The organism is Cellulosimicrobium sp. E-16 (assembly GCF_049913115.1).
In the GTDB taxonomy this organism is placed as follows: domain Bacteria; phylum Actinomycetota; class Actinomycetes; order Actinomycetales; family Cellulomonadaceae; genus Cellulosimicrobium.
This window is the reverse complement of record NZ_CP183974.1, coordinates 2866399-2879460: the sequence shown is the minus strand read 5'-3', so window position 1 is coordinate 2879460 and position 13062 is coordinate 2866399. Positions and strand designations below refer to the sequence as shown.

The window sequence follows — 13062 nt, the reverse complement described above, 5'->3', positions numbered from 1 at the left end:
CCGCCCGTCGTGTGGGACGCGGCTCCTACGCTGACCTGCAGGACCACGGGCACGGCGCCCGCGACCCGTTGAAGGAGGAGCCCGGGTGACGAGCACGACGACCGGTGACGCGCAGGTCGCGGCCGGAGGACCGGGCGAGCTGCGGCCGCCCGCCGAGGTCCGGTACGCCGACGAGCTCGCGGCGCTCGCCGCGGCGGACGCGCGGCGCGGCGCCGACGTCCCGCCCGGGTGGCGACTGAGCCCGCGCGCCGTGCGCGCGTTCGTCGTGGGCGACACCGAGCTGGGCGTGAGCCGCAAGTTCTTCGGTGACGACCCGCTCGTCGACCGCGCGGTCGTGTCGCTGCTGGGCCGCCAGGGGCTCATGCTCGTCGGCGAGCCGGGCACCGCGAAGTCGCTCCTGTCCGAGCTGCTGGCCGCCGCCGCGAGCGGCACGTCGACGCTCACGGTCCAGGGCACCGCGGGCACGAGCGAGGACCACGTGCGCTACTCGTGGAACTACGCCCTGCTCATCGCGGAGGGACCGAGCGAGCGCTCGCTCGTCCCGTCGCCGGTCTTCCGCGCGATGGAGAGCGGGCGCGTCGCGCGGTTCGAGGAGATCACGCGCTGCGCGCCCGAGATCCAGGACACGCTCGTGTCCGTGCTCTCGGAGAAGCAGCTCATGGTCCCCGAGCTCGGCGCCGACGCACGCGTCGCGGCGCGTCCCGGCTTCAACGTCCTCGCGACGGCGAACCTGCGCGACCGCGGCGTCCACGAGATGTCGGCGGCCCTCAAGCGCCGCTTCAACTTCGAGACCGTCGCGCCCATCCGGGACCGCGCGTTCGAGATGGAGCTCGTCGAGAGCCGGCTCACGGCAGAGCTCGGCCCGGCGCCGGAGCGCCCGCGGCTCGACCGTGACGTGCTCGAGGTGCTGGTCACGGTCTTCCAGGACCTGCGCACGGGCACGACGGCGAGCGGCGCCCCGGTGAAGCGGCCCGAGACGGTGATGTCGACGGCCGAGGCCGTGAACGTCGCGATCGCGGCGTCGCTCGAGGCGCGGTACCTCGGCGACGGCACGGTGACCGCGGGCCAGGTCGCGCGCCAGGTCGGTGGCGTCGCGCTCAAGGGCGACGAGGAGGACGCGCGCCGCCTGCGGCACTACGTCGACAACGTGGTGCGCGAGCGCGCGCGGGCCGACGCGCGCTGGAAGGACTTCCTCACCGCGGCGGGCGACCTGTGGCGGTAGGCCTGCGCGCGGCGTGGGACGCCGCGCCGCCCCGGCTGCGGCAGGCGGCACGCGACCTGGCGACCCTGCGCGAGCGCAAAGGCGTGCACCTGTTCGGCGTGCGGCACCACAGCCCGGCGTGCGCGGTCGCCGTGGCCGCGCTGATCGAGGAGGTTCGGCCCACGGTCGTGCTCGTCGAAGGTCCGGAGGAGTACACGCGGCTCCTGCCCGCGCTGCTCGACGAGCGCACGGTCCCGCCGGTCGCCGTCCTCAGCCTCGACGGCGACCCCGCGGACGCGGCGCGAGATGGCGCTCGCGGCGCGGGCTTCTACCCGCTCGCGCGCTACTCGCCCGAGTGGGTCGCGCTCCGGGCGGGGCACGCCCTCGACGCCGAGCTCGCGTTCGTCGACTCCCCGTGGGCAGCTCGGGGGTCGGGGGAGGAGGACGCGGCCGAGCACCCGACCGCGCGCACCGTCCTGGCCGAGCGGCACCTCGCGCACTCGCGCACCGTCGCGCGGCTCGCGGAGCGCCTCGGGTGCCGCGACCACGACGAGCTCTGGGACCACCTGTTCGAGGCACGGGGCACCGCACGCCTGCGCGACTGGCGCGAGCTCACCGACGACGTGTTCGCGTGGGCGGCCCTGGCCCGCCTCGACTACGAGGACGAGGCGCTCGTCGCCGACGGGTCGCTCGACCGGGAGGCGCGCATGTCGGCGCGCGTCGCCGAGCACGCGGCGCGCGCTGACGGTCCCGTCGTCGTCGTGACGGGCGCGTTCCACACGCTCGCCCTCGTCGAGGCGCTGACGGGGAGCGCGCACGGCGAGGCCGTCGTCGCGCGCCGTCCGGCAGGCGGCTACGGCGACCTGGCCGACGCGCCCGCGTGGCTCGTGCGGTACGACGACGAGCGGCTCGACGCGCTGCGCGGGTACGGCGCGGGCATGCCGACGCCCGGGTACTACGACCGGCTCTGGGCGGCGCACCACGCCGCGGGCGGTCCCGCGGGCGCGGCGAGCGGCGTCCTCGTCGACGTCGGGCGCGGGGCGAGCGCGCGCGGCGCGCTCGTGAGCGTGGCGCAGTCGCAGGCCGCCGTCGAGCACGCGCACCGGCTCGCGGCGCTGCGGGAGCGGCCGTGGCCGTGCCGCACCGACCTGCTGGACGCGATCACGTCCTGCTACGTCAAGGACGCCGACGACCTCGACGCGGCGGGCGACCGGCCCCTCGGGCTCGCGGTCGCGGAGGTGTTCGCCGGGCGTGCGCTCGGCGACGTGCCGCCCGGGGGCGCGGCCCCGCCGCTCGTGGAGGAGGCGCGCTCGCGCGCGCGGTCGCTGCGACTGGACGTGTCCGACTCCGTGCCGCGCACCGTGCGGCTCGACGCGCGACGCACGTCCACGCACCGCGACCGGCGCCGGTTCCTCGCGCTGTGCGCGTTCCTCGACCTGGGCTTCGCGCGCCGCGTCTCCGGCCCCGACCACGTCGCCGGGCGCGGCCTCGGCCTCGTGCTCGAGGAGTGGGAGTACGCGTGGACGCCGCTCGTCGAGGCGCGCCTCGTCGAGCTCTCCCACCGCGGGGCGACGCTCGAGGCGGTCGCCGTGGCGCTGCTCGACGACGCGCGCGACCGGGCGCGCGAGGAGCGGTCGAGCGACGCGGTGGCGCGGCTCGTCGCGCAGTGCGTCGTGGTGGGCCTGCCGGAACGGCTGCCTCCGCTCGTCGGGCTCGTCCGCTCCACGCTCGACGTCGACCCGGCCCTCGCCTCGGTGGTGGCCGGCATGCGGCGCCTCGTCGGGCTCTGGCGTGCCCGGACCGAGCTCGAGCTCGGCAAGCACGCCGCGGCCCTGCTCGACCTCGCGGAGCAGGGCCTCGCCACCGCGGCCTACCTCGTGCCCGACCTCGCGGCCGCCGACGAGGCGACGCAGGACGACGCGCTGGCGAGCCTCGTCGCGCTGCGCTCCCTGGTCCGGGACCTGCGCGACGCCGGTCGTGACGGCACCGGTTCGGCGGCGGAGTCCGTCGCCCGGGCGCTCGCGCACGTGCGCGAGGACGGCGACGCGTCGCCCGCGGTGCGCGGCGCGCTCACGGCGTTCGCCGCCGTCGACGACGAGCTGGACGACGAGCCCGGCGACGGTCTCGTCACGCGCGTCCGGGCGCAGCTCGCGCCCGGCGCGGACCCGGTCGCGGCGACGGCCTTCCTCGGCGGCGTGATGCGCGCCGCGCCCGACCTCCTGCTCCACACCCCCGAGATGTTCGAGGCGGTGGACGACGGCCTGCGCGGCCTGGAGGAGGACGCGTTCCGCGCCGTGCTGCCGGACCTGCGCCGGGCGTTCACGTGGCTGCGGCCGACGGAGACGCACCGCCTCGCCGAGCGTGTCGCCGCGCGGACCGGCACGAGCGCCGCCGCGCTGGACCGCCACGTGAGCGTGACCGAGGACGACCTGCGCGCGGGCCTGCTCGTCGAGCGCGAGCTCGTCGCGGTGCTGGAGCGCGACGGCCTCGGCGCCTGGGCGCGCGGGGGAGCGTCGTGACGGCCGCGGGTGTCGGCACGGCGGACGTGCCGGACGCGACATCGACCGGGACCTCGCGCGCCGGGCTCGGATCCGGCGCGAGAGAGAACCTCGCGAGCCGCGCGGACGACCAGGAAGCCGCGCGCCGCTGGCGGCTCGTGCTCGGCCGGTACGCCGGCGACACGTTGCCCGTCGCGCCGCAGGACCAGGGCCTCGACCGGACGCTCGGTCACCTGTACGACCGGGAGTACACCGCCCGTGGGCACCGGCACGGCGACGGCGACGACTCTCGCGCCGGGCGTGGCGGGGGCGGGCGCGGGGGCTCGGTCGTCGCGGGCCTGGACTGGCTCGAGTCGGCGCGGGAGCTGTTCCCGCGCGAGACGTTCGAGCGCATGCAGGTCGAGGCCGTGGGCCGCTACGGCATGACGGAGCTGCTCGCCGACCCCCGTGCGGTCGACGCGGTGGAGCCCAGCACGGAGCTCGCGTCCGCGCTGCTGCGTGCCCGGGGCCGGCTCGGTCCGGGCGTGCAGGACGGGCTGAAACGGCTCGTCGCGCGCGTCGTAGAGGACGTCGTGCGGCGGCTGCGGCCGCGCTTCGAGACCGCCGTGGACGGTCGCCGCGACCGCTCGCGCCGTTCGTTCGTGCGGTCGAGCCGCACGTTCGACGCGGCCGCGACCGTTCGCGCCAACCTCGGGCGCTGGGACCCGGAGTGGCGTCGCCTGCTGGTCACGGACCTGCGCTTCTCGGCGCGGCGCCGCCGCGCGCTGTCGTACGACGTGGTGCTGCTCGTCGACCAGTCCGGCTCGATGGCCTCGTCCGTGCTGTACAGCGCGGTGAGCGCCGGCATCCTCGCCGGGCTGCCCGGCATCACCGTGCGGCTCGTCCTGTTCGACACGTCGGTCGTCGACATGTCGCACCTCGCGCACGACCCGGTGACGGTGCTCCTCACCGCACAGCTCGGCGGGGGCACGGACATCGCGCGCGCCGTGCGCTACGCGGAGCAGCACGTGCGCGACCCGCGCCGGACCGTCGTGGCGCTCGTCACCGACTTCGAGGAGGGCGGCTCCGTGTCGCAGCTCGTCGCGAGCGTCGGGCGGCTGCACGCGTCCGGCGTGCGGCTGCTCGGCCTGGCCGCGCTGGACGGCCAGGCGAACCCTGCCTACGACCGCGGCGTCGCCCGGCGTCTCGCGGAGCAGGGCATGGAGATCGCGGCGCTCACCCCCGAGCGGTTCGCCGAGTGGCTGGGGGAGGTGCTCCCGTGAGCGGCACCACCGGGCCCGGCCCCTGGGCGGGCGTGTACGCCGGGTACGACGACGCCGCGCTCGCCACCCTCGCCAACGCCGGCCTGGTCCGGAGGGCGCGCAAGGACGTCGCCGCGGGCAAGGTCGACGTGCTCGAGCTGCGCGCGGACGGAGCCGTGCTGTCGGTCGGCGGCACGCGCGTCGAGCTCGACGCGCGCGGTCCCGCGGGTGCGCGGTGCGCGTGCCCGACGCCGGGCGCGTGCCAGCACGTCGTGGCCGCATGCCTGTGGGCGCGCGACGCAGCCACCGAGCCGGTGGTCCACGCGGCGACCGGGTCGGTGGGGCCGGTCGCGGTGGCCCGTGGCGACGTGGCGGTGGTGCGACCGTCGGCGGACGATGCCGGCGCCGAACCCGATGCGCATCGCGACGCCGATCCCGAAGCCCGTGCCGAGCCTGGTGCCGGGCGTGCGGACACCGCTCGAACCAGCGCCGGTGCGGCGGTTCCGACGGCGGAGCACGCCGGGGCGGGCGCGACACCCGAGCCCGACGGCGGTCGGCGCGCCGGGTCGGGAGCCGACCCGCTGACCGAGATCCTCGCGCTCGACGCGCGGGCGGTGCACCGCGCCGCGGGTGCCGCCGTCGTGCGCGCGGCCGCACGGGAGATGCGGGAGGCGCTGGGCGCGGCGCCGGACGACATGACGGACGTGACGATCGACGGTCCGCGCGTTGTCGTCTCGTGGGCGCGTGCACCTCGCGTCACGTACGTCGCGGGCGCCGGTTTCGCCGGCATGCTCGTGGAGCGTGAACGCCCCGGCGCGACGCCCTCGGCGGCACGGACGGACGACCGACGCTGGCGCCTGGAGGCGCTCGCTCGGGTCTGGGACGCGCACGGTCGTGACTGGCCGTGGCCCGAGGAGACGGCCGCCACCGCGCCGCGCGCCGCCGGGGTCCCCGACGCCCGGACGGTCGCGGACGAGGTCGCGCGCGCGGTCGAGCGGGTGCTCGACGTCGGGCTCTCGCACCTCGGTCGCGACGACCTGGAGGAGCTGAGGTGCGCCGGGGTGCTCGCCCGGCTGGGGCGCCGGCCAGCGGTGCAGCGGCTCGTCACGTCCGCGCTCGGTCGGCTCGAGGCGCTCGCGGACCGCCGGGACGCCGTCGACGAGGAGGAGTGCCTGCTCGCGCTGGCCGAGCTCTGGGCGTTCGTGCGGGCCGAGCCCGCGCCGGACGCCACGGCGCCCGACGAGCGCGTGGTGGACCTCCCGCACCTCCTCCCGCTCGGGGCGCGCTGGTGGGTCGCGGCGTCGGGCGCACGAGGCGTCACCGTGCACCTGTGGGACGTCGCGGAGGGCCGGACGCGCGCGGTCACCACCGGACGGCCGCCCGGCTCCGACCCGACGTTCCGCCGCTCGTGGGACCTCCCGCTCGTCTGGGGGCGCTCGGTGGAGGCGCTCTGTCGCGGCGCGTTCGCCCTGCGGGGTGCGACCGAGCGAGCCGGGGCGCTGCGTCCGGGCGAGGGCCCGACCGTCGAACCGTGGGGAGGGCTCGACGCCGACGTGCTGCGCGACGTCGCCGAGCGGACCGCGGGGACCGACGCGCGGGCCGAGGTGGGGTTCGGCCGCCGGCCGGCCGTGGTGCGGGTCGTCATGGTCCGGGACGCGGGCCCTGTCGGTGTCGACGAGGTCGCGCAGGAGATCACCTGGACCCTCGTCGCGGCGGACGGCACGCCGACCGTCGTGCGCATCGACGCGGCGGACGAGTCGGCCTGCGACACCCTGCTCGGGGTGGCGGCGGGGAACCGCCGCATCGTCGCCGTCGCGGTCGAGCACGACCTCGAGTCCGGCGGGTCCGAAGCCGTCGGTCTGTTCGTCGAGCACGCCGGGGGAGGGCTCCGGCTCGTCGTGCCGACGCTCACGCCCGCCAACGACTACCGCACGTGGTCGACCGCGTGGACGAGGCTCCGCGCGCGCGTCCGTGCCCTGCGGGGGCGCACGACGACGCACGTGCGCGAGGTCGTGGCGCCGTCGCCGGTCGAGGACGTGTGCGCCACGGTGCTCGACGCCGCCGTGGCGCTCGCGGCGACCGGCCGTCGCCATCTCAGCCCGCACCAGGGGGCCGCCCTCGCCCGCGCGGCGCGGACCGCGGACGACCTCGGGGCCCCGACCCTCGCGGGTGCGGTCGCGCTCGTCGCCGACGAGCCCGACGCCGCACGCCTCCTGCGGGCGGCGCTCGTCGCCTCGCGGGGTCGCGCCCTCGCGCGGGTCGTGGCCTCGTCCCGCGAGCCCCGGCCGGACCGCCGGGCGGTGCGCGTATGAGCACCTATGCCGTCCACGCCGGGTCGCCCGAGCACGGCCGGGTCGACCACGTCGTCGACGGCCCCGCGGATCCCGTCCGCGAGACGTGGGACGACACGAACCGGTGGTACCCACGCCTCCTCGCCGAGGGCCGCCGCGTCGAGCGGTCGCACGACCTGCGCCTGTCCCACGTCCTGCTGCGTCGCTCGCAGCTCGCCGCGGGGTCGGCGCTCGCGCGGCGCGACCCGGGTCCGTGGGACGCGCTGGCGGCCGTCCCGGCCGGTCGCGAGCCGACGGCGGAGCCGCGTCCCGTCGGTCTGTTCGAGCTCGGGCCGCAGTCCGGGCCGCGCGTCGAGCTCGACACGGTGGCGGAGCTGCGCGACCAGCTCGCCGCGGTCGTGGGAGCCGACGGCCCCGACGGACCAGGGCGGCTGCGGATGCTGCTTGCCGCCGAGTCGGCGGGAGCGCTCGTCGCGGCGGAGATGCACCACGCGGGCGTCCCGTGGCGCGCCGACGTGCACGACGCGATCCTCACGGACGCGCTGGGCCCGCGCCCGCGCCCCGGCGAGCGCCCCGCCCTCATGGAGGACCTCGTCGCGCGCATCCGCGCGGCCCTCGACGCGACGCCGACCCTCAACCCGGACTCGCACCCGGACCTGCTCAAGGCCCTGCAGTACGCGGGCGTCGGCGTGCGGTCGCTGCGCAAGTGGGAGCTCGAGCGCACGGACCACCCCGTCGTCGAGCCCTTGCTCGAGTACAAGAAGCTCTCGCGTCTCCTCACCGCGAACGGCTGGTCGTGGCTCGACACCTGGGTCCGCGACGGGCGGTTCCGCACCGAGTACGTCGTGGGCGGCGTCGTCACGGGCCGGTGGTCGTCGAGCGGCGGCGGGGCGCTGCAGCTCCCCAAGCAGGTGCGCCGCGCGGTCGTCGCCGACCCGGGCTGGAAGCTCGTCGTCGCCGACGCCGCGCAGCTCGAGCCGCGCGTGCTGGCCGGGCTCGCGCACGACGAGCGCATGGCGGCGGCGGGACGTGGCGGCGACATGTACGCGGGCATCGTCGCGTCGGGAGCGGTCGCCACGCGCGACCACGCGAAGGTCGGCATGCTCGGCGCGATGTACGGAGGCACGACGGGGGACAGCGCGCTCGTCCTGCCGCGCCTCGCGAAGGCGTTCCCCGACGCCATCGGCCTCGTGGAGCGCGCCGCGCAGGCGGGCGAGCGCGGCGAGGTCGTGTCGACCCTCCTCGGCCGGAGCTCGCCACGACCCGGCGAGTCGTGGCAGGCAGCCCAGGAGGGTGCCTACGCGGTCGAGGAGGGCGGCGCGGACGACGTCGAGAGCGGCCGGACGGGCGCGGACGCGCAGGCGCGTGCCCGGTCGTACACCCGTGCGTGGGGGCGCTTCACGCGGAACTTCGTCGTGCAGGGCACGGCGGCCGAGTGGGCGCTGTGCTGGCTCGCGTCGATCCGCCGCCGGCTGTGGGACCTGCCCGTCGCTTCGACCCCGGGCGCCGCGCCCGCGCCGTTCGCCGACCGGGCGCACCTCGTGTTCTTCCTCCACGACGAGGTCGTCGTGCACGCGCCGGCCGAGCTCGCCGAGGCGGTGGCCGACGAGGTCCGCGCGGCCGCGGCGGAGGCGGGGCGCCTTCTGTTCGGGGAGTTCCCGGTCGACTTCCCGCTCACCGTCGCGGTCGTCGACCACTACGCCGAGGCGAAGTGAGGGACGGGCGACGCAGCGGACCCGTCGCCCGGTGGCGCCGTCGCCCGGCGGGGTCAGGGCCGCGGCTCGCCGCGGTAGGTGCCGAACGACCACAGGTTGCCCTCGGGGTCCTGGAGCACGAGCTCGCGGCTCCCGTAGTCCGTGTCCCGGAGCGGGACGACGACGCGTCCCCCGGCTCCCGGCGCGCGCTCGCGGAGCCGCAAGTCGAGCGCCCCGATCTCGTCGTCGGGGACGACGACGTACGTGCCGCAGGTCCCGGGCTCGCGCGACCACTCCCGATCGGGGGAGTGGCTGCCGAGCATGACCCCGCCGCCGTGCGGCCAGTCGAGCTGGGCGTGGGCGACGTCGCGGTCGTCGCCGGCCATGACGGCCGTCGCGACGAACCCGACGACGTCGGTGAGGAACGCGACGAGGCTGCGGGCGTCGCGCGCCTGGAGGGTGGGCCAGACCCACGGTGTCGGCGGCGCGTCGGGCACCGGGGACGGCGCCGCGGCGGTGCCGGAGGTGTCAGTCGGGGTGCGGGTGCTCTCGTGGATGCTCATGTCCCCACCCTGGCCCGTCGGTGTGTCCGCCGGCTTGGATGTTTCCGAGCTCTTCGCGCACCCAGGCGGTCGGGCTCGTGCCGGCGAACCGGCGGAAGTCGCGCACCAGGTGGGAGTGGTCGGCGTACCCGGTCTGCGCGGCGACGTCGGCGAGGGTCCGGACGCCCCGGCCGAGCGCGAGGCGCTGCACCTGGCGGCGCGCGGCGTCGAACCGCACGAGGCCGCGCGCCGCTCGGGGCGTGACGCCGAGCTCCGCCCGGAACAGCGTCTCGAGCTGGCGTTCGCCGAGGGCGACGTGGCGCGCGACGTCGCGTACGCGCGCCCGTCCTCGGCTGCGGACGAGCAGGTGCCAGGCCGCCGCGACCTCGACGCGCACCTCGGCGCGGACGGGCAGGGCTCCCGGGCTGCCGGGCGGGCCGCCCGGGGATGCGAAGGCCGCGCGCACAGCCTCGAACGCGGCGGCCCACGAGCCCGCCTCGGCGGCCTGCTCGCGCAGCCGCGCGGCGGTGGGGCCGAGGACGGCGTCCCCGTCCTCGACGAGGCCGAGGTCGCCTGCGCGCACGCCCAGCAGGACCCGGCAGGCGAGCGGGTCGAGCGCGAGCTGCACCCCCGCCTGCTCCTGCGGCTGGTGGATCAGGGCCGGGCGGGTGTGCAGTCCGCCGACGAGCGACTCGTAGCTCAGCGGGACGGCGTCCGGCCCGGTCGACGTCGGGACGACGCCCGCGGTACTCACGACGAGCGTGAGCCACGGCGACGGCAGGCCCCGGTGGACGGACGGCGTGCCGTCCGCCGTCTCCGTCCGCAGGCGGTAGCCGACCATCGACACGACGCCGGGCGGCAGCGCGTCGGACCGGGCTCGCACGAACTCGTGCATCCGACCACGCTATGCGGCGGCCACGCCGCTCACAGCCCGAGCGGACGGTGCCATCCGACGTCGACGCGGAGCGTGGCGTCCGGCGCCTCGTCGTCGACCTCCCAGACGCACCGGACCCGCCGGTCGAGGAACGACATCGCGTGGCACTGCCGCCCCGCATCGTCGAGACCGACGCGTGCGCGGACGTCGTCGCGGTCGTGCCCGGGCCACGAGAGCGTCAGCTCGCGCCAGCAGCCGCCCGAGCCGCAGCCCATCCCCTCGCCGACGACCTGGACGTCGTGGGGGAGGGCCGGGGGTGGCGGCGTGCCCGCCTCGTCGAGCTCGACCCGGAGCACGGGACCGACCAGCCACACGACCAGGAGGACAAGCCCGATGGCCGCACCAGCGACCCCGGCACGACGGCCCACCGTGCGCTGCATCGGCGCATCGTATCGAGAGGTCAGGTCGACGGGCGCAGCCCCCGCACCTGGGGGACGTCGGTGCCTCGCGCGGCGCGACGCACGTGGGAGCGCGCGTGCTCGATCGCGTCGTCGAGCGTGTCGAAGAGGTGGTTCTCGTGGCGGAGCTCGGCGAGCGCCCCGACGTTCGTGAGGAGCGATCGGTGCCGTTCCTGGACGCCTTTGACGAGCACGGTCACGCCGCGCGCCTCGAGCCCTTCGACGAGCTCGCCGAGCGCCCTGGCCCCGGTCGCGTCGACCATGCGGAGCTGGGAGAGCCGCAGGACCACGACCGCGACGTCGTCGTGCGACGAGGCGTCGGTCACCTCGGTGAGCACGCGGTCCGCGGCGCCGAAGAACATGGAGCCCTCGAGGCGGAAGAGCGCGACGTGCTCGTCGCCCGGCTGGGCAGGCCCGGGGAGTGGGTCGCGGTGCACGGCCGAGGCGCGCGCGACGGTCCGCAGCGCGAAGAACGCGGCGACGAGGATGCCGATCTCGATGGCCTGCACGAGGTCGAACGCGACGGTGACGACGGCGGTCACGACGAAGGTCGCCGCGCTGGACCGCCCGGCGCCGAGCACCGAGCGGATCGTCCGGGCGCCGATCATCCGGAAGCTCGTCACCATGAGGACGCCGGCGAGCGCGGCGAGCGGGATCCGGGAGACCGGGCCGGTGGCGAGGTAGATGACGGCGAGGATCACGACCGCGTGCACGACGGCGGCGAGCCGCGTACGGGCGCCGGAGCGCACGTTGACGGCGGTGCGGGCGATGGCACCCGTGGCGGGCATGCCGCCGAAGAGGCCGCTGGCCACGGACGCGAGACCCTGCCCGACGAGCTCGCGGTCGGGCTGGTAGACGGAGCCCCCGGGCGACCCGGTCTGCGCCATGGACGCGGCGACGCGCGCGGACAGCAGCGACTCGATGGCCGCGAGCGCGGCGATCGCGAGGGCGGCGCCGCCGAGGTCGCGCAGCGCGCCGGTGGTGAACGTCGGCAGGACGGGCGCGGGCAGCGACGACGGCAGGGTACCGATGCGGGGGACGGGGGCGCCGAGCGCCTCGACGAGGACGGTGGCCAGCACGACCGCGACGAGCGACGCCGGGATCGCCGCGTGGGCGCGGGGGAGCAGCAGCATCGTCGCGGCGACGAGCGCGACGCACCCGAGCGTCCACAGGACCGGGGCGGGCGGGACGTCGGTCACGGCGGTCCCCACGGCCCCGACGGCGGTCACGAACGTGTTGTGACCGGGGGCCGCCTCGACCCCGACCGCGGCCGGGACCTGCTGGAGGAAGATGATGCAGGCGATCCCGAGCGTGAAGCCCTCGACGACGGGCCAGGGGATGTACGTGACGACGCGCCCGAGCCGGGCGAGCCCCGCGACGAGGACGACGAGCCCGCCGAGGACGGTGACGAGCGCGACCGAGCCCAGCCCGTGGGTGACCACGATCGGCGCGAGCACGACGGCCATCGCCCCGGTCGGGCCGGACACCTGGTGGTTCGAGCCTCCGAGCACGGCGGCGACGACGCCGGCGATGACGGCGGTGACGAGCCCGGCCGCCGCCCCGACGCCGGAGCTGACGCCGAACGCGAGCGCGAGCGGGAGGGCGACGACACCCACGGTGACGCCCGCGAGGAGGTCGGCGCGCAGGGTCCGGGGTCGCAGGTCGTAGTCGGAGCGTCGGGGAAGCAGGTCGCGGACGGCGGCGAGGCGGCTCATGCGGAGGCGGTCGACGTGGTGGCGTCGAGCACGGCCCGCGCCGATGCGCCCGGCAGGGCGGGGAGCCGTCGCGCGGCCTCGAGCTGGTCGGACGCGCCCGCGAGGCTCGAGAGGAGGAACGCGCGGGCGACGACGAGGAGCTCGGCGACGAGGGGCTCGGCGAGGCGGTACTCGACCGCGTTGCCGCTGCGGGTCGAGGTGACGACCCCGGCCCGGCGCAGCACGGCGAGGTGCTGGGAGAGCTGGGAGGGCTCGCACCCCGTGACGTCCAGCAGGTCGGACACGGGCGCCGTGTGGTCGGCGTCGGCCGCGAGGACCTCGAGCACCTGGATGCGGGTGGGGTGGGCGAGGCACTGGAAGAGCTCGGCTTTGATGCGGTAGAGGGGAGCGGCCTCGTCGGTGCCGCGGGCGCCGTCGCCGCGCGCGTCGGCGTCGGGCCGGTCGGGGCGGGGGGTGCGGGGCACGGGTCCTCCGGGCAGTGGTTTGATGGATTGCGCAATCCATCAAACCACATCGGACGGCACCCGGGCGTCCCGCGCGGGATAGCC

The 13062-nt window shown here is 77.0% G+C and carries 10 protein-coding genes; 5 read left to right on the top strand and 5 right to left on the bottom strand.

The genetic code is table 11. The annotated features are described in order from the left end of the window. Positions 1–85 precede the first annotated feature (85 nt). Genes ACN9MS_RS12770 through ACN9MS_RS12750 form a run of 5 tightly spaced genes read left to right on the top strand, consistent with a single transcriptional unit; the run spans position 86 to position 8946 of the window. Positions 86–1222: an ATP-binding protein gene (locus ACN9MS_RS12770; protein ID WP_426308934.1), complete on the top strand. Its 1137-nt coding sequence runs from the start codon at positions 86–88 to the stop codon at positions 1220–1222. Further along, positions 1213–3720, top strand: a complete 2508-nt coding sequence (locus ACN9MS_RS12765; RefSeq protein WP_426308933.1) for a DUF5682 family protein — start codon at positions 1213–1215, stop codon at positions 3718–3720. Before ACN9MS_RS12770 ends, ACN9MS_RS12765 begins: the two co-directional genes overlap by 10 nt. After that, positions 3717–4961, top strand: coding sequence for a VWA domain-containing protein (locus tag ACN9MS_RS12760; protein WP_426308932.1), 1245 nt, complete (start codon positions 3717–3719; stop codon positions 4959–4961). Before ACN9MS_RS12765 ends, ACN9MS_RS12760 begins: the two co-directional genes overlap by 4 nt. Further along, positions 4958–7252 carry a hypothetical protein gene (locus ACN9MS_RS12755; RefSeq protein ID WP_426308931.1) on the top strand — a complete coding sequence of 765 codons (2295 nt, stop codon included), beginning with the start codon at positions 4958–4960 and terminating at the stop codon, positions 7250–7252. The genes ACN9MS_RS12760 and ACN9MS_RS12755 overlap by 4 nt, the downstream gene beginning before the upstream one ends. Continuing rightward, entirely contained in the window at positions 7249–8946 is a 1698-nt protein-coding gene (locus ACN9MS_RS12750) for a bifunctional 3'-5' exonuclease/DNA polymerase (RefSeq protein WP_426308930.1), read from the top strand. The genes ACN9MS_RS12755 and ACN9MS_RS12750 overlap by 4 nt, the downstream gene beginning before the upstream one ends. Before the next feature lie 53 nt (positions 8947–8999). On the opposite strand, the gene ACN9MS_RS12745 is transcribed toward ACN9MS_RS12750, so the two are convergent. From ACN9MS_RS12745 to ACN9MS_RS12725, 5 genes are read right to left on the bottom strand one after another with little or no spacing between them, the layout of a single operon-like run. Further along, entirely contained in the window at positions 9000–9488 is a 489-nt protein-coding gene (locus tag ACN9MS_RS12745; protein ID WP_426308929.1) for a VOC family protein, read from the bottom strand. Next, a complete protein-coding gene (locus ACN9MS_RS12740) occupies positions 9454–10362 on the bottom strand; it encodes a helix-turn-helix domain-containing protein (RefSeq protein ID WP_426308928.1) in 909 nt (302 codons plus the stop codon). Before ACN9MS_RS12740 ends, ACN9MS_RS12745 begins: the two co-directional genes overlap by 35 nt. 29 nt (positions 10363–10391) lie before the next feature. Continuing rightward, positions 10392–10781: a hypothetical protein gene (locus ACN9MS_RS12735; protein WP_426308927.1), complete on the bottom strand. Its 390-nt coding sequence runs from the start codon at positions 10779–10781 to the stop codon at positions 10392–10394. Between the two features lie 20 nt (positions 10782–10801). Continuing rightward, positions 10802–12514, bottom strand: a complete 1713-nt coding sequence (locus ACN9MS_RS12730) for a SulP family inorganic anion transporter (RefSeq protein ID WP_426308926.1) — start codon at positions 12512–12514, stop codon at positions 10802–10804. Then, positions 12511–12978, bottom strand: a complete 468-nt coding sequence (locus ACN9MS_RS12725) for an ArsR/SmtB family transcription factor (RefSeq protein ID WP_426308925.1) — start codon at positions 12976–12978, stop codon at positions 12511–12513. Before ACN9MS_RS12725 ends, ACN9MS_RS12730 begins: the two co-directional genes overlap by 4 nt. Positions 12979–13062: the final 84 nt, after the last annotated feature.